We start from the raw sequence: 17,461 nt of genomic DNA, 5'->3' as shown, positions 1-17,461 counted from the left end.
GCTTCAAATAAATAATTTTACCCTTTATATGAAAATATTACAAGATTGTAAAGGATTAATCTGTAAAATCACACCATATTTCATATATTTGTGCAAAATAGCGGATCACTCCTCTTTCAATAGTGCATATTGACTAATTTGTCATCAATACAAATGCCGTTTCAATGAGAGGACTCCTGAATAAAAAAAATGGAATCAGGGACTGAACCCCAGATTCCATTTACATATGATAGCTTCTATTTAATCGAATTGATGACTGCCCGCTCATACATCTTTTTAGTTACTTGATAATATAGCAGTTGAAAAAGAAAATACGTTCCGATGACCATAGCAGAATAGACGAATAAGTTGGATCCCAATAAATTGCTTAATGCCACATAGGCGATTATGGCATGAATCATCCCTATCAAAAATGGAGCGAAAAAGAGGATGCGTATTTCCTCACTTAAAATTTGCCGTATTTCTTTTTTTGTCAGTCCCAATCGATGAAGGGCATGAATTTGGATTTTTTTATCTTCTAAATTCGTAAAAACTCGCAGATACATCATGCTTCCTTGGACGATAAAGAATAATAAACTGACAAACAAGCCGATAAAAAGTATCAAAAGGCTTCCCTGTTTCATTTCTTGATAAATCGGAGCTCTTGTTTGCAGTTGATGGTTTGGATTATTAGACATTTTTTCGATTTTACTGGATGTTTCCATTGATTCTTCCCAATCTCTAATTTCATACCCGCGTACTCTTACCTTTTCTTTTAAAGGCACATCAGCAGTGAGTTCATGATACAGCTGATCATCGACCACCATCAGGGTCGTTGCTGACTTTATGGGGGCGACAATGGATTGATTGCGCTGACCAATCATTGTTACCTGTATGGTTTGTTTACCATAGTGAAGTTCCTTTTGTTCTCCCTTTTGGACGAATTGATAATCCAGTCCTCCATAAGGAAAAACGTATAACGCTTCCTTCCCAGATAACTTTACCGGATCAATTTTTCGCAATGCAGCCACATTGTTATAATCACTTTCCGAGATTAATAATGACCTATTTTCATTGGATTCTCCCGTTCTCATATGGGGTAACATGTGGGTAATGGGTAAACCTGTCATATTTACTTTGTAAAGGATCTTGAATCCATCTTCCTTTAATGCTTTCTCTACTGCGGATGGTTCAATAATGGAATATATAGAAGCGTCATTTTCCACCCAGCCAATTGATTGCGGAATGTTATTTATCCCTTGCTTTTTTAAGTCTGCACTGAACATGAAAAGTGTGCCTGCAGCTGTCAAAATGACGGCTGTAATGATCGAGGTCAAAAAGAATAATCTGGAATAGTCTTTAATATTAAATATTAGGTTTGTTTGAGTGATTAAATTCGTTCCGCCATATAAGCTTTTCTTCTTCCGGTAAAGCCTGCTGCAAAGAGCGACAATACTTTGGCTGAATAAAAAATAGGTGCCGATCAGAACGAAGAATAAAATGGGCATTACTCGAATATAAGAATTATTCATCGACATTGTGCATGCCAAATAATAAGAAACGCTTAAGCAAACGGCTGATAATGCAATTAACCACTTTGAAACGAAGGGAGTCATTTTGGGTTTTTGTTTATCTTTGAGTAAATCGACTACCTCCGCATTTCCTATGTGGAACAATGAAAAGAGCGATAATAGCTGAAATAGCAAAATGAAACCAACAATGGTATAAATAAAGGCCTCAGGGACAAAGACAAACGATATTGGTTGCTCTACAGCCAATAACCAAGAAATTGCCATTAAGAATAACTTTGAGAACAAAAACCCCAAGCCTACCCCAATCAGGATAGATATGAGGGAAACCATCGTTTGCTCCAGGTAAATTAGTTTTCTAAGTTGGGATTTGGACATTCCAAGCAGTGTCAGCAGCCCAAACTCTTTTTTTCGCGGCTGTATAAATGCTGCATTCGAATAAGCGATAAAGAAAACCGAAAATATGATGATCACTATTTCTGCTGCAATGAGTCCCCTGCTAATTAGCTTTCCCCCCGGGATATCCGCATGGACCACATCAGGATGAAAGATAAATGATGCGTAAATAAAAAAGATTGAGACGGATAGGACAATACTGAAAAAATAAGCTAGATAACGTTGTGCATTTCCTTGGATATTTCTCTTAGCGAGAAGTCGGATGTTCATGATAGACTCCTCCCAAAACGCTTAACGTATCTAAAATCCTTTGATGGAAACTCTGTCTTTCCCCTCCGCTGTGCACCTCTGAAAAGAACTTGCCATCCTTTATGAATAGAATCCGGTCACAGAAGCTGGCGGCAGTCGGGTCATGAGTGACCATAAGGATGGTTGCTCCCTTTTTCTCCTGAAGTGTCGTGAGGGTATCCATTACCTGCTTGGCAGATTTGGAATCCAAATTACCAGTAGGTTCATCCGCTAAAATAATGGAAGGCTCATGAATCATCGCTCTTGCACAAGCCGTTCGTTGCTGCTGACCTCCGGAAATTTCATAAGTCCGCTTTTCTAAAATCCCTTCTATACCAAGAAGGCTCGCCAACTGATTCACCCTATTTTCCATTTCCTGCAGTTTATAACGATCTAACGCTAGAGGAAGGAGGATATTTTCGCGAACGGTAAGTGTATCAAGAAGGTTGAAGTCTTGAAAAACAAATCCAATTTCCCTCCTGCGAAACAATGCCAGGTCCTGATTGTTTAATTCATTAGGATTTTGATCATTTAGAATGACTTTACCTGTGGTTGGCTTATCAATCGTGGCCATTAAGTTAAGGAGGGTGGTTTTCCCGCTGCCGGATGGACCCATCACTCCGACAAATTCCCCTTTCTGTACATTCATGGTGAAATTATGTAACGCCTTATGAAATAAATTCCCCTGTTTTTGAAAATAAGTTTTGGATAGTTGTTCTGCTTTTAAAATCGACATCCGAAAATACCTCCCTTTCTTACCGTAAGTATAATGAATAAAGCGGGAGGCTCCCATCGAAGTTTATTACATAATCGTTTAGCACCCTTACAATTCTGTCACCTTTCATGTAAGATATTTGTCTTAAAGAGAAACTCCACAGTAGTCCCTTCGGATACAGTCGATTGGATGGTAACGACATGCCCAAGTCTATTAACGATTTCCTTCACAAGGTATAGTCCCATCCCGGTTGACTCTTGTTTGACTCGCCCGTTCTCACCAGTAAAGAATGGATCAAACACCCGTTTTACATCATGTGGGACGATTCCAATTCCCTGATCTGTTATCCTAAGGAAAATCTCCGACTCTTTTTCAATGATATTGAACGTTATGCTGTCATGCTCTTCCTGCCTTGAATACTTCAGTGCATTAAAGACCACCTGACTAATGGCGAAGTGGAGCCACTTACGATCCGAATGCACATATACATTCTCAAGCTCCGTTTCAAGCCTGGGATATAGGAACCGTTTGATGAACTGTTTCTTTTCCTCGTTAATCACTTGCTTGACTAGATTAATTAAGTCAACCCGCTCCGATTTTACATCCTCCGAAAAACGCTGCAGCCTTGCCCCGTGCAATATAATTTCCAGCCCTCTGCGAAATCGATCATTTTCTTCTTCTATCTCTTTAAGATAATCCTTCATCGGCTCATTCGAAAATGTCCTTTTGCCTTCTTGAATCAGTAAGGAAATGACTGAAACAGGTGTCTTCATTTGATGAACCCATTGATGAATCAACAGCTCATATTGCTCCTTCTGTTTGATTTGTTCTTGTAATTGACCAATGGTTACCTTGTTCATTTGTTGAAAAAGTTCCATCCACAACTTTTGTTCATTTGTCAAAGGTTCCCTAAAGGCTTCGACATATTCAAATGACAAGCTCGTTTCTTGCTTCATTCTTGCTAATTGATTAAGAAAACGGTAATGCCTTATGTAATCGGCCGCTAAAAATAGAAGCATCATAAACAACGCGAGAATAATTAAATAGATGATATTTGAAATCGATATGTGATTCCCCGCTTCCAGAACGGATAATGTATAAGCAATAATAAGCAGGCTTACCAATAGAACGGTATAAAAAATAAAATAAAGACGGTCTTTAATAAAGGATTTCAGCTTCACTTTTCTTCACCTTGCACTATTTTTAGTCGGTATCCTTTTCCCCTGCTAGTTGTTATGGCATGCTTGATGCCAATATCCTCAAGTTTTCTCCGTACCCTTGTGACATTGACGGTCAATGTATTGTCATCAACAAATGAATCATCATTCCATAATGCTTCAAGTAACTCTTCACGCGAGACGATCGTGTCATACTGTCGTAGTAAACAACTCAATAATTTCAACTCATTTTGAGTCAACGCTACCTGATTGTCTTGATATTCGATCATCGCTTTTTCCGTATAAAGCGTTAATCCCTCCATTTCCTTTACTTGCTGGTGGAATGAAGATATATCCGCATATTCACCATACACCCTACGCAGGACACTCTTTATTTTCGCTAATACCACTTCCAAATGAAACGGTTTTGTTAAATAGTCATCTCCCCCATATTCAATGGCCATGACTTGGTTCATTTCATCTGTCCTTGCAGAGATGAATATGACAGGAACCTTCGAAACCGTCCTTATTAGCCGGCACCAATGGAACCCATCATAATAGGGCAGATTAATATCCAATAAAACCAAATCTGGCTTTATATCTTGGAACTCCGCAAAAACTTGGTCCAGTTGCTTCACTTCAAAAACCCCATACCCGTACCTTTTTAAATAATTGACCAAGATTCCAGCTATTTTGAGATCGTCTTCAACCAATAATATTTTATACATTTTTATCTCCTCATTAACCTGACAATAAAAAACCTTGAATGGCATGAGCCAATCAAGGGGATTACAATAAAATTAGATTTCCTCCGGGACTTTCAAGCCCTCAATGAAGGATTGAAAACTCGATGCAACTTTATAAATGTTTTCATCCTGGCTTGATGGATCCGAATACCAACCTTGATCCCAGAAATAAACTCCCTTTTCTTCTTCATTATTTATCAGCAAAATTTTACCTGCACATGTATCATTACCTATTATAATGCAATTCTTATGTAAGTCTTCTCTGTTTTCTTCATGCCATTTCTGTAAATCCAGTTCTTTATCTAGAAGCTCTAATCCATAAAGTGCTTGTAAGCATACAAGTGTGTCTAATCCATCTACATAAAACTTACAGTTTTGAACCGTAGTTGTGCCGCCATTATGCTTAAGGAGAAATTGTTTATAATCTTCAGGAATTTCAAAACCCACAAACTCCTGAAAATTATTCACTGCTTCTTCTCTCGCTTTCCCATATCCAGTTATACTCACCATTGTATCGACTCCATTTCATTTTATTGTAGTAAAATCAATTGAACTAATTGCTGTTTAGAAATACCTTTTCTTAATGGAGATCCTTTAAATATAAATTATTCATTATTACTTTAGAAAATAATACTTTTTTTGAATATATTAACATAATTTTACTATCCTTATCAGTATTTTCTGATATATTTTTTGACAATTTCGTTGCTTATCACTAAGAAAGTAGCTTTTTTTAATCGAAGTTTTGTCGAAAAATCGATAAATCGTATACTTTCGCAGATAATTCAGAATTTTTCGATGATATATTTCCATTTTCGAAGATATATTCCCGATTTCGCAGATAAAATATTATTCTATAAAAAAGGCGCCAACTTCATCTTCAAGATTGGGCGCCTTTTCTCTATTTATCAAACAATTTTATAGTCTTCATACGTAATTAATAACCTGCTCATAGAAACTGTTTCAGCACGAAGCTTATTCTTGTCACGACAATAAGCAATGATGGAACTATTAGGAACTTTAGCTGTACAATTCCATTTACTATATTTTTCATTATACCTAGAGGATATTTCGATAATCTCACCACGTACCTTTAACATCCTGCGTTCTACCAAGGGCATCAACTCCAATTCCGATAATAGTATGTACCCTAAATCAGATAAAATATTCTCGAATCCCATTCCGTCAAAGATTATGGACATTATAGCAAAACAAAAAGGGGTCTGCTATAGATTTATTATTATAGGAAATGACAAGGTAGAATGCCTCTAATCCCCTCTTTATTTAAGGTATTATAACCAGAATAATCTTAATACTCTTTTGGAATATTAAGATAAATCAAAAAAACCACCAAATAACTCTTAATTATTACGATAAAATTATATTCGTATCACAAAAGAAATATTTGAAATTAAGAGATTAGAGTCGTATGATTAGTAGTATCGGCGGAAAAAACATAAATCAAAATAATTAAGTTTAAAGGGGAATTAGATATGGTAGATGTAATCTCAAAACCTGAACATGAAACACTTAATATTTCTGCAAACCAAGAGCAATTGGATATCTTAGATCAGCTTTTAAAGCCTGAGGTTCAGGAATCATTGAACACTTTAGTCGAGCAGTTACCAAAACTGACTGAGTTAGTGAATATTTTAACAAAGTCTTATGATTTCGCTCAATCGGTTGCGACTGATGATGTGTTGAAAAATGATACGGTCAGCGCCATTTCGGAGATCGCGACACCTGTAGTCCATTCAGTGAAAGGGCTTGCGGCAAATGCCATCGAAGCTAAGGATCGTGCAGAAGCGAATAATGATGTGATCGGTCTTTTTGGTCTGTTAAAAATGTTGAAAGATCCGCAAGCACAAAAGCTTTTCCGTTTCGCCCAAGCTTTTCTTGAAGTCTCTTCAGAACGTAAAAACCAAAAATAATTTGATAACTTTCAATCAGTAAGGACGGGGGATTAACTATGTCAAAACAAATCGTCATCTTAGGTGCAGGTTACGCAGGATTACTATCTGCCTTATCCGTACGTGAATATTACAAAAAGGATGAAGTGCAGGTCACAGTGGTGAACCAATTTCCAACGCACCAAATCATCACCGAATTACACCGTCTTGCAGGCGGATCCATTTCTGAACAAGCCGTTTCCATTCCTTTGGAAAAGCTTTTCAAAGGAAAAGATATCGACCTTGTCATTTCCAAAGTGGAGTCATTCTCGGTCGATAATAAAGAAGTGAAACTTGCCAATGGTTCCACATTATCTTATGATGCCCTGGTTGTTGCTTTGGGAAGCCAAACAGGATTCTTCGGCATTCCGGGACTTGAGGAAAACAGCATGGTCTTGAAATCCGTAAATGATGCAAACAAGATTTACAAACATATCGAAGATCGCATTCGCGAATATTCTCAAACGAATAATGAAGCGGACGCAACCATCGTGATTGGCGGCGGCGGATTGACGGGCGTTGAGTTAATCGGTGAAATCGTGGATCATTTCCCTAAAATCGCCAAAAAGTTCGGAGTGGACTTCAAGGATTTGAAAATCAAGCTTGTGGAAGCTGGGCCAAAAATCCTTCCGGTCCTGCCTGATCACTTAATCGAACGTGCCATGACAAGCTTGGAAGCACGCGGCGTTGAATTCCTGACAGGTCTGCCTGTAACGGGTGTTAAAGGAAATCAAATCGAATTGAAAGACGGACAAACGATAACGGCCAATACGCTTGTTTGGACAGGCGGAGTTGCGGCTCTTCCTATAGTAGGCGAATCAGGCCTTGAAGTGGATCGCGGCAAAGCAACCGTCAATGAGTATTTGCAATCCAAATCCCATAAAGACGTATTCGTTGTCGGCGACAGTGCCGTTGCTTTCCCTCCAGAAGGCGGCCGTCCATATGCTCCTACTGCACAAAATGCTTGGCAAATGGGTGAGCTTGTTGGATACAACCTATATGCAGCATTTGAAGGCAAGAAGCTTGAAGAATTCTCACCTGTAAACTCAGGTACACTTGCGAGCCTAGGCCGTAAGGATGCAGTGGCAACCGTTGGGGCCAATAACACGTCCCTTAAAGGCCTTCCGGCTACATTGATGAAAGAAGCAAGTAATGTTCGCTACCTATCACACATCAAAGCCCTATTCAGCCTGGCTTATTAATTCTAAGATAGAGCACAATAAAAGAGGACCATTCATCTTTTGATGAATGGTCCTCTTTTGAAATCAAATCTTTACTTGGTTGATGCTGAATCTAAGTGAAAATCCCTCAGGTAATTTAGCCTTTGTCAATATTCTGGTTTCTTTCAAGCGTATATCATTATAAGAGGAGACCTCCATCAATTCTTCATCCATATATGCAGGATGGGTCATTATCTCCACACTCTCCCCATCCATTACTCTCCCTTTCAAGTTTTGAAAGTAATCTTCAACCACCATTTCTCCATAAAAATCATCCAGGAATACATCTGTAACGGTTTGAATCCCTGCAAGGTGGCTTCCGGCATTACGGACTGGCAATCCATATTTATTTGACAGCTTTTTAATAACCGGTAGAAATGCTTTGATCCCGTGTACATGATGGTGGCTATCGAAATGAGTCGGGAATAGGCCAAATTCCAAAAATCTTTCGATTTGCGCTGACCACTCCCTCTCCAATTCGCTCAAGGAAATGCCGGCAGGATCCCCATATACCGTACCTTGCCTCTTAAAGGAACCAGATTCGTCAACCAAACTCGGAACATCACTCAACAAAGGTTTACCCCATGTCAGGACTAAGTGAATACCTACCTTCAACGAGGGTGTTTTCTTGGCGATTTCAATCGCATGCTCCGTTGCTTTCGCATTCATCATGATTGTTGCCGAATTGACAATTCCATATTTGTGGCTATCCAAAATCCCATAATTCACCGCTTTAGTTAACCCGAAATCATCTGCATTTACAAGGACTTCAATCATGATAAATTATCCTGCAACTCCTTTTTTTCAAAAAACTGCGGCAAATAATCTTTATGTGCCTCCAGCATTTCGTCCAAGATAAGTTTTGCAACCCGGTCGCTTGGAACGAGTGGATTGATCGTCATGGCAAGCAACGCAGTATCATAGTCCCCCGAAATTGCAGCTTCGATGGCTACCCTTTCAAAGGATTTGATTTGCTGAATTAATCCGCGGACAGCGACAGGAAGCTCTCCTACATTGATTGGTTTAGGTCCATCCTTAGTTATCACGCAACTGGTTTCAATCGCCGATCCGTACGGGATGCCTTCAATTGCACCATGGTTGACCGTATTCACCGCTTGAATATCTCGCTTATCCGTATGCATCGAGCAAATCAACCGCACAGCCGCATCACTGTAGTACGCACCTCCGCGCTCTTCAAGCTGCGGCGGCTTGATAGCCAGATCCTGGTCTTTGTATAGCTCGAATAAACCTGCTTCAAGTCTTTGAACGACCTCTGCGCGTGTTTCCCCTTTTTCCGCATCCTTCAATTCTTGGGCCAGCACATCACCCGTTTTATAATAGTAATTGTGGTATGGACACGGAAACAGGTTCAACGCTCTAAGGAATTCCGGCTCCCAGCCCATTGCATGGATATTCTTCATCGTGACAGCTTTAGCTGGATCAGTAATCAACTGGATGATTTGATCTTTGACACTCTCGCCATCAACGAATACATCCAAGCCGTAAACCATATGGTTCAACCCAGCAAAGTCGATACGGACCCTTGATGGTTCTACACCCATCAAATCCGCAACACCTCGTTCCATCCCAATCGGCACATTGCAGAGTCCGATGATTTTGGAAATATTACTGTGACGGAGAACTGCTTCCGTTACCATTCCTGCAGGATTCGTGAAGTTAATCAGCCATGCTTCCGGACATAATTCCTCCATCTCATGAGCAATATCCAGAATGACGGGAATCGTTCTAAAGGCCTTGAAAAGCCCGCCTGGTCCATTCGTCTCCTGTCCGATCACTCCGTGTTTCAATGGAATCTTTTCATCAAGAGCCCTGGCTGCGAGCTGGCCAACCCGCAGCTGGGTTGTTACATAATCAGCGCCTTTAAGCGCTTTCTTCCTATCCAGCGTGAGATGGACTTCAATATTCACACCAGCCTTTTCAATCATCCTTCTTGCCAAATTCCCGACAATTTCAAGCTTTTCCTTTCCGGCTTCGATGTCCACGAGCCAAATTTCACTCACAGGAAGTTCTTCATGATATTTGATGAAACCTTCGATCAGTTCAGGCGTATAGCTCGAACCTCCGCCAATCGTGACGATCTTCAACCCCTTGCTCATTCAGCAGTCCTCTCCTTCACAGCATCTGCATGTAAGAATTCTTCGCGTAGATCGATCATTTCAATTGCAAGATCCTTCATAGTCATCGCTGTCATTAAATGATCTTGTGCATGCACCAGGATAATGGGAAGATCAAAAGAGTCCCCGCCTGCCTCAGCATGGATTAATTGGGTTTGGTATTTATGGGCTTGCAGTAATTCCGTTTCCGCCTCGGCGATTTTCAAACGGGCAGAATCAAAATCCTTCTTCTTTGCCTCCTGCAACGCTTCCATTGCAAAGCTTCTCGCATTCCCGCTATATAAAATCAATTGAAAGGATAGCTGGTATAATTCTTCTTTTTCCATTTTTCATCACTACTTTCTTAAAGGCTTAGCGTTTCTGAATCTTTTGTAAGCTTTGTTTCATTTTTTGTGTCTATCTTCACTTGAGCATAAACGAATGGTAAATAAATCGCTGTTGAAATGACTAAGTTGATTGCAGCCAGGACCGCTCCAGACACATGCCCGCCTGTGGCCAGGAATCCACCCACAATCGGAGGGGTTACCCATGGAATCTTAGCAACGATCGGGAAAACCATTCCGCTGCTTACTGCGATATAAGATATCACCGTTGTAATTACCGGGCCGAGAACAAATGGGATGAACCACATTGGATTCAGAACGATAGGCAATCCGAAAAGAATGGGTTCGTTTATCTGGAACACTCCTGGCGCCCCTCCGAGTGCAATCATCTGTTTATACCGTTTCCGACCGGCAATGATCATTGCAATGATAAGGCCCAATGTTGCACCAGATCCGCCTAAATATACAAATGCATCCAGGAAAGAACCCGCCAATACGCCGTATTGGTCCATGTCTTTGACGCCTTTTGCATATAAATCGATATTTTTCACACCCGAACTTTCAAAGAGCGGTGTCGTTATCCCGCCAAGGATATTAGGTCCGTGCAAACCGATCATCCATAATAAATGAACAAGAAAAACTAGTAAAATAGCGAATGGCAATGAATCTACTGCACTTTGTAACGGAGATACAATCACTTTACTCAGCCAGTCATTCAGTACCTGCCCATCCGTAGCTTTACGGAATAGCAGTCCGAATACGCCAGCGATAAAGATCGTTGCCATACCCGGCACTAACTTTGCAAATGAACGGGCTACCGCTGGAGGTACTCCATCTGGAAGCTTGATGACTAAATATTTTACCCGGGAAAGTCTTACGAAGATTTCAGTTGCTATTAAGGCAACGACAATTCCTGTAAATAGGGCTGTAGCATTAAAATAGTTTACGCTTACAAAACCCCAGGCCCCGCCAGTAACATCCTTATCATCGATGGTTAAAGTGACATTTCCGATTTGAGGTAATAATAAAAAGAAACAGGCTGCGGAAACCAACATCGCTTCAAAACCATCGTCACCGTATGACCGTGCCAATTTATAAGAGATGCCGAATACAGCGAATACCGTCATGAATGCAAAGGTTCCAAACCAAATATCACCGCCAAGCGTATTCCATGCAGGACCGAAGATTGCCTCCATCATTCTCCCGTAAGGCTTGATGACTTGCCCAAGATTATTAAACAGGACGGCGAATGAACCAATCATTGTAATCGCTATCATTCCAATCAATGCGTCACGAATCGCAAGCAAATGCCGGTTATTTCCTACCTTTACTGCCCCAGGCATAATATACTTATCAATAAAAGTCATCATATCCTTATTCTCCTTTTATTAAAGTAGTGGCTTGTTTTAGCACTTCTTCACCATTACATAGTCCATAGAACATCGGATTGATGGTTGCGACTGGAATTCCCTTTTCTTTCCCCGCTTCCTGTAGCTTGGAAAGAAGATATCTAACCTGCGGCCCTAATAAAATAACATCGGCCTTATCTATTTCATTGTTAACTTCTGTAGAACCAACTGCCCATATATGACACTCTACCCCTTGGTTTTTAGCACTTTCCTCCATCTTGGTAACTAATAAACTAGTAGACATCCCTGCAGAACAACATAATAAGATATTCATTGAAATTACCCCCCTTTTTAATGATTGATTATTCAGTATTTTCAAGTGAGTTGAAACCGTTTTCTTTCTTATACCGATGTTACTTTTTTATCACTTCCCTTGGATGAAATGGGTATTATTGCCTCCATACATATATTGTAGTTACAAATCGAAAAAATATCAACACAAATTTAAATTTGTTACTACAAATTTGTGAATTAAAGTTGATTATTGTACTTATCCGAGATAATCTATATGTATATATTGGGAATGAGCATAGGAGGAATCACTGTGGAGACCATGAATAAAGAAGCGGCATTGCATTCCATAGTTAAGGAATCGATTATCGATCTCATAAAAAATGGCGAATATCAAACAAATACAAAATTACCGACTGAGGCTGAATTTTGTAAAATATACGGAGTAAGCAGGACAACAGTTCGCACGGCCTTACAGCAATTGAACGTCGAAGGCTATATTTACCGTGTCCAAGGCAAAGGTACTTTCGTTTCGGAGAATAAAGTGAAGCAATTTCTTACAAGCACGGTTGAAAAATTCTCTGAGCAAGTCACGATGCAAGGTAAAAACCCTTCAACAAAGGTCATTAGCTTAAAGGTGATTGAAGCAAACGCTACCCTTGCCAAGCTTTTCAAACAAAATATTGGAGACCCCGTAAATAAACTGGAACGGATACGTTACGTAAACGATATCCCCCTTCAATATGAAATTGCCTTTCTCCCTTGGTATAAAACACCCGGGCTTAATATCGAAGCCTGTGAAAAATCACTCTTTAAAGTACTTGAGACACAATTCAATTTAAAAGTAAAAAAAACGGTCGAACACTTGGAGTTTTCACTTGCCGACGATTCCATTTCTGACAAGTTGGACGTACCGAACGGCTCACCTTGTTTTTCATTGGAAACTTACACATATGAGAATGACGGATCGGTCATTGAATTCTCTAAAACTCTCTTTAGAGGCGATCGTGCTCACTTTGTCATCGAGCGGAACTATTGAAATAAGACGGCTGCCTTATTAATTAAGGCAGCCCGGACTGTAGACATACTCGATTTTTTTAGGGTTTTGTAAGATTGGAACGTTGAATTCCACTCCAGGCACTCGCCTTCCGTAGGAGGACTCGAACACCGACTCCAATCAACTTAGTTTTAAAGTTTAGATAAAAACCCTTTTGTTGATAAAAGGAGGCTCGGAAGACTTTGTAACCCTTCATGTTTTTTACTTTTTTAATGGGTGAAACGTCATTGGATTGAAGAAATTTGCGCCACTCCTCCGAATAACCGGCTAGCCGAGATCCCACAGCCGCTTGCATTGAATGAGGCTTTGAAGAAAAAGGGAACGGATTTCTAAAATCAACTGAAACAAACTTCATGCAAACTCGTTTTTCTTCTTGAGAGAGGCAATCATAACGATTGCCTCTCTTTTCGTTGTGTGTCCGGATAATTATTTACATACTTACAAATACACTCATTAAATGAGTGAATTTACAAATATAGCATAATATTAAACAAATAACGCGAAAGCAATAATCCGGACCGGGGAGGTGTGGTGCTTGTCGTTTAGTCTACATCCCCCCCCTTTTTCCGCATACCGGATCCCTTTGCATCATTGTTTACAAGGCCAAATATAATTCGATATGAAAATGCCCCCAATTAATTCATTGAGGGCATCTCTACATCATCTTAGAATAACAGGTCCTTTTTCTCATGGCTCAAGCTGAATTATACTTAATCCCCGTTCTGATTAAGCCATTTTTTTGTGACAGCTATCATCTCTTCTTGTTGTTTCTTAGCTGAGATAGTCGCTTCATTATCTCCCTTTTGCTTTCCATATACACCAAATTGACCGTGGTTTCCTCCCGCTATCTTATGCATGTTTGCCTCTTTAGATAGTAAGTGCTTTGTCTTCAAAATCTTCTCTACTGTAGATAGCCCATCATGTTCTGCATATAACGATAGCATAGGAACTTTCATTTTTGAAAAGTCATTCGAGTCACTGGGATATGAACCGAGGAGGATAACCCCTTCCACCTCTTTTGGATTTTCATAAGCATATGCGGAGGCGGCTACTCCTCCTAACGAGTGTCCAGCAACATACCATTTCTCCACTTCTGGATATGTATCTTTAGCTTCCATCGCTTTATTTTTATCAAACAAAGCGAAATTGAACCTCACATTTGGGATAACGACTGTATATCCCTCTTTTGATAATTCTTTTGCATAATATCCGTATGCTTCCGGCTCAACCTTGGCACCTGGATACAGGACAATGCCCACTTTCTTAGTTTTTGTTGGTTCAAATGTGACAAACCCATTTTCCTTTTTTATATCCCCCTTTCCAACTAACGCATACAATTCATCTGATGGTTTGTATGTTTGTTCTGACCATATATAAAAGGTGCCGAAAGCGATAATCATTAATGCAAATATACTAACGAGAATATATTTAATGACTTTTTTCATTTTATACCTCACTATCCCTAAAATTTATTTCTAAGTACTTTTACTAACGCACATAGATACTGGTATTTCTCTTCATTTCCTTATGGGCTATATAAAACGAACATTACTTCTAACTTCCTTCTAATAGCTTATGTCATTTTCCTCATGTAGACGGATAAGTCATCTCTACCTAATCTAAAAAAGAATCAAGGCGCGAAAGAAGGTGGTTACCACGTATTTCAATGGCTGCTTAACAGTAATATCGCTATTTATATGCATTTTTGATGCAATGCTTCCCATCCTTGTTTAAATATAAAGTTTCTTATGTAGACCTTTGATACTTTATAAAAACCACATATAAAACCTACCCATTATATTCTCTGATATAGGTATTTACAATCTTTCTTGAACAATTTAACATTAAACTAAAATTATATTTAAAAGGGCACTTTTTGTTTTGTTCTATTATAGTACGGAAAAAACAATATAGGGGGTGATGTAGTTGGATACTATTTTATATTTTTGTTATTCAATCGTTTATATGATTCTTTTTATCATGGGAATGGTGTTACTTCGACAGGACCGCAAACTCTTTTCGTATTCAAGCTTTCTTCTTCTAGTTACTTTCGGGCTTATCGTGGATAACTTAATTATTGCCTCGGGAAAGTTCATTGGTGATGGGCCTTTGTTAAAGTCATTAAATGCATTACGTTTCTGGAGTCATGGATTTATCACTCCTACATTGATCTTGTTTGGATGGGGAATGGCAAAAAGGATACATATTCCTTTTACAAAAAAAACGATAGCACCCTACTTTTTCCTTTTCCTTACAGCTGGGCTTATCATATATGAATTTATTGAAAATATGCATAAGACATTTGTATCAATCTACGAGTATGGAGTTTTAAGATATGTTAGTGAGGAATCTTCGGGCCCACCTTTAATGGTGCTTATTGTCACCTTTATATTATTGGTGATTAGCATCTACATATTTATAAGAACACGTTGGATTTGGATGCTTTTAGGGGTTATAGTCATGATAGTTGGAAGTGCCATTCCTATTCCCATAGAAAGTTCGGCTGTTACCAATGCATTTGAATTAATTTTTTTATGTTCACTATGGCTTACAAACTATAAACTAGAACCTCGCTCTCCATATACAAAGTGATTCATCCTTAGAAAAAAAGGGCATAAAATTAAAAGATAAAAAATGGAATAGGAGCATGCAAAAAAAAGTAATAAGGATTTTACAATCCGCTTTATATTAAACACCTTTATTGGCTTCACTCTTTGCACCCAAGCATCCATGAAAGATTGCTTGGGTGTTTTTATCACCGAAAAACGAGTATCCATTCAATATAACAATTGGTATATGACGAATTTCTCAAAAGGATTAGATTCAGTCAAGCCAGGTAATATCACTTCGTTTTTCAGCTCGAAAGCGGTTTGATTTTCGAGGAAAAAAGTATAATCCTGTGAAGCATAATATAATATCAGTTCGATTTGGCGCGGTTCTTTTTCAAAGGAAAGCAAAATGTTATTGATGATTTTCATGAAAATCTGTACCGAGAACGGATTAAAGAAATAAAAATGATTGTCCTGCTTATCAATATCATATTCTTCTGCCAAGCAACAGTGGAATTCTATATCGTTATTGTCGTTTTTCCTTTTTTTCATGTAGCCATTCAGATTCTCGATCGCTTCTTTATAGAAATTTTCATTCATTTCCACGCCAACCACAGATGATTGATAGAAGTGATGGATCAAAAAATTCAAGCGTCCTTTACCGCATCCAAAATCCACAATGCGATCATTTCTTTTCAGTGGATATTCTTTGAATAAATGTTCTAATGCGCTGTATGGCGTAGGTTCATATCGATGATAATGCAAAGAATCATTGAATTTTTTTTGTTCACCTTCCGTCCTGATGTTCAGTATTTCATCATAATTTTTTACTTCCTTTGTTATATGCACCTGCTTCATGTTTTTTAATAAAGGGCGTCCTAACTAAAAACCCCGGAAAGCGTTGATCTTATCCAGGGTAATGTTTTGTTATATGAATGTCCAGACAATTAATTGGATTTTGCTCTCGTTACTCAATCATTAAAATCAGAGATGCTTGGGTTGGCTATATGATGACCGCCTTCCACTTGGATCGTCTGACCTGTAATGAATGTGGACTCGTCAGATGCAAGGAATAGTACGGTATAACCGATATCATCCGCTTCACCATGATATGGCAATGCTTTGAATTTGCCAAAAATATCGAGTACGGCCTGATGCATATTATTTTTCGCTGCAGGAGTTAAAATGAGACCTGGTGCCACTCCATTACAACGAATATGATCTTTACCATACTGTGCAGCGATATAACGAGTCAAATTCACTACACCCGCTTGGACGCACCATATGCGGATCGTACGGAGTCACCTGTAAATCCGGCCATTGAGGCCGTATTGATAATTGAACCTCCTCCAGCTTTAATCATGTGAGGAATCGCAAACCTGCTTCCCAATAGCACACTTTTTAAATTCACGTCCATAAGTCATTTCCATTCTTCCAAATCTAAGTTCACGACATCCAGATCTTTATGCAGGTTAGTTAAACCCACATTATTAACGAGTACCATAACCGTTCCATATTGTTCAATGGTAAAGTCGACTGCTGCCTAAATGGAGTCTGCTTGTCCAGCATCCAAAAATACTCCAGCTGCTTCCCCACCTTGTTTTTTAATGTTTTCGGCCGCTTCTTTTGCTCCTGCTTCATTAAAATCAGCAATCACGACTTTTGCTCTTTCTTTAGCCATTAGTGGGGATATGGATAACCCAATGCCTGAAGCTCCACCTGTCACTAACTTTACCTTGTACTCTCCCCATGATAAACCACCTGCTCTTCAAAATATG

17 protein-coding genes and 1 pseudogene are annotated in these 17,461 nt (G+C 39.2%); 4 read left to right on the top strand and 14 right to left on the bottom strand.

Features of this window, described 5'->3' with window-relative positions:
* Positions 1 to 236 precede the first annotated feature (236 nt).
* The 6 genes from AC2YHV_RS19600 to AC2YHV_RS19575 form a co-directional block, all read right to left on the bottom strand.
* Positions 237 to 2,174 carry an FtsX-like permease family protein gene (locus AC2YHV_RS19600; protein WP_487373878.1) on the bottom strand — a complete coding sequence of 646 codons (1,938 nt, stop codon included), beginning with the start codon at positions 2,172 to 2,174 and terminating at the stop codon, positions 237 to 239.
* Positions 2,152 to 2,928, bottom strand: coding sequence for an ABC transporter ATP-binding protein (locus tag AC2YHV_RS19595; protein ID WP_057276367.1), 777 nt, complete (start codon positions 2,926 to 2,928; stop codon positions 2,152 to 2,154). Before AC2YHV_RS19595 ends, AC2YHV_RS19600 begins: the two co-directional genes overlap by 23 nt.
* Before the next feature lie 98 nt (positions 2,929 to 3,026).
* Positions 3,027 to 4,088 carry a sensor histidine kinase gene (locus AC2YHV_RS19590; protein WP_487373877.1) on the bottom strand — a complete coding sequence of 354 codons (1,062 nt, stop codon included), beginning with the start codon at positions 4,086 to 4,088 and terminating at the stop codon, positions 3,027 to 3,029.
* Positions 4,085 to 4,792, bottom strand: a complete 708-nt coding sequence (locus AC2YHV_RS19585) for a response regulator transcription factor (RefSeq protein WP_098865062.1) — start codon at positions 4,790 to 4,792, stop codon at positions 4,085 to 4,087. Before AC2YHV_RS19585 ends, AC2YHV_RS19590 begins: the two co-directional genes overlap by 4 nt.
* Positions 4,793 to 4,864: 72 nt before the next feature.
* Positions 4,865 to 5,320 (bottom strand): SMI1/KNR4 family protein, encoded by a 456-nt coding sequence (locus AC2YHV_RS19580; RefSeq protein ID WP_098184618.1) that lies wholly within the window; start codon positions 5,318 to 5,320, stop codon positions 4,865 to 4,867.
* A gap of 398 nt (positions 5,321 to 5,718) precedes the next feature.
* Positions 5,719 to 6,012, bottom strand: a complete 294-nt coding sequence (locus AC2YHV_RS19575; RefSeq protein ID WP_134402162.1) for a hypothetical protein — start codon at positions 6,010 to 6,012, stop codon at positions 5,719 to 5,721.
* A gap of 291 nt (positions 6,013 to 6,303) precedes the next feature.
* On the opposite strand from AC2YHV_RS19575, the gene AC2YHV_RS19570 reads away from it, so the two are divergent.
* Positions 6,304 to 6,741, top strand: a complete 438-nt coding sequence (locus AC2YHV_RS19570) for a helical membrane plugin domain-containing protein (RefSeq protein WP_057276363.1) — start codon at positions 6,304 to 6,306, stop codon at positions 6,739 to 6,741.
* Positions 6,742 to 6,779: 38 nt separating this feature from the next.
* Entirely contained in the window at positions 6,780 to 7,961 is a 1,182-nt protein-coding gene (locus tag AC2YHV_RS19565) for an NAD(P)/FAD-dependent oxidoreductase (protein ID WP_063575153.1), read from the top strand.
* 63 nt (positions 7,962 to 8,024) lie between these two features.
* Here AC2YHV_RS19565 and chbG read toward each other — a convergent pair whose 3' ends face one another.
* The 5 genes from chbG to AC2YHV_RS19540 are packed head-to-tail and all read right to left on the bottom strand — an operon-like array spanning position 8,025 to position 12,120.
* Complete coding sequence (gene chbG / locus AC2YHV_RS19560) at positions 8,025 to 8,756, bottom strand: chitin disaccharide deacetylase (RefSeq protein ID WP_487373876.1); 732 nt, start codon at positions 8,754 to 8,756, stop codon at positions 8,025 to 8,027.
* Positions 8,753 to 10,096 carry a 6-phospho-beta-glucosidase gene (locus tag AC2YHV_RS19555; protein WP_098865156.1) on the bottom strand — a complete coding sequence of 448 codons (1,344 nt, stop codon included), beginning with the start codon at positions 10,094 to 10,096 and terminating at the stop codon, positions 8,753 to 8,755. Before AC2YHV_RS19555 ends, chbG begins: the two co-directional genes overlap by 4 nt.
* Positions 10,093 to 10,440 (bottom strand): PTS sugar transporter subunit IIA, encoded by a 348-nt coding sequence (locus AC2YHV_RS19550; protein ID WP_095678825.1) that lies wholly within the window; start codon positions 10,438 to 10,440, stop codon positions 10,093 to 10,095. Before AC2YHV_RS19550 ends, AC2YHV_RS19555 begins: the two co-directional genes overlap by 4 nt.
* A 17-nt stretch (positions 10,441 to 10,457) precedes the next feature.
* On the bottom strand, positions 10,458 to 11,807 hold the full coding sequence (locus AC2YHV_RS19545; protein ID WP_048684683.1) for a PTS sugar transporter subunit IIC: 1,350 nt from the start codon (positions 11,805 to 11,807) through the stop codon (positions 10,458 to 10,460).
* Between the two features lie 4 nt (positions 11,808 to 11,811).
* Positions 11,812 to 12,120, bottom strand: a complete 309-nt coding sequence (locus AC2YHV_RS19540; protein WP_063576866.1) for a PTS sugar transporter subunit IIB — start codon at positions 12,118 to 12,120, stop codon at positions 11,812 to 11,814.
* Between the two features lie 279 nt (positions 12,121 to 12,399).
* Between AC2YHV_RS19540 and AC2YHV_RS19535 the strand changes: the two genes are divergently transcribed.
* Positions 12,400 to 13,116, top strand: a complete 717-nt coding sequence (locus tag AC2YHV_RS19535) for a GntR family transcriptional regulator (protein WP_057278475.1) — start codon at positions 12,400 to 12,402, stop codon at positions 13,114 to 13,116.
* A gap of 728 nt (positions 13,117 to 13,844) precedes the next feature.
* On the opposite strand, the gene AC2YHV_RS19530 is transcribed toward AC2YHV_RS19535, so the two are convergent.
* On the bottom strand, positions 13,845 to 14,579 hold the full coding sequence (locus AC2YHV_RS19530; protein ID WP_487373875.1) for an alpha/beta fold hydrolase: 735 nt from the start codon (positions 14,577 to 14,579) through the stop codon (positions 13,845 to 13,847).
* Positions 14,580 to 15,060: 481 nt separating this feature from the next.
* Here AC2YHV_RS19530 and AC2YHV_RS19525 point away from each other — a divergent pair, with 481 nt between their 5' ends.
* Positions 15,061 to 15,726 (top strand): hypothetical protein, encoded by a 666-nt coding sequence (locus tag AC2YHV_RS19525; protein WP_487373874.1) that lies wholly within the window; start codon positions 15,061 to 15,063, stop codon positions 15,724 to 15,726.
* Between the two features lie 185 nt (positions 15,727 to 15,911).
* Here the strand turns inward: AC2YHV_RS19525 and AC2YHV_RS19520 are convergent, their stop codons facing one another.
* Positions 15,912 to 16,532 (bottom strand): methyltransferase domain-containing protein, encoded by a 621-nt coding sequence (locus AC2YHV_RS19520; protein ID WP_487373873.1) that lies wholly within the window; start codon positions 16,530 to 16,532, stop codon positions 15,912 to 15,914.
* Positions 16,533 to 16,654: 122 nt separating this feature from the next.
* A pseudogene (locus AC2YHV_RS19515) lies at positions 16,655 to 17,409 on the bottom strand (SDR family NAD(P)-dependent oxidoreductase).
* Between the last annotated feature and the right edge of the window lie 52 nt (positions 17,410 to 17,461).

This window comes from Peribacillus sp. SRI_006 (genome assembly GCF_057586375.1).
This window is presented reverse-complemented; position numbering and strand designations above follow the sequence as displayed.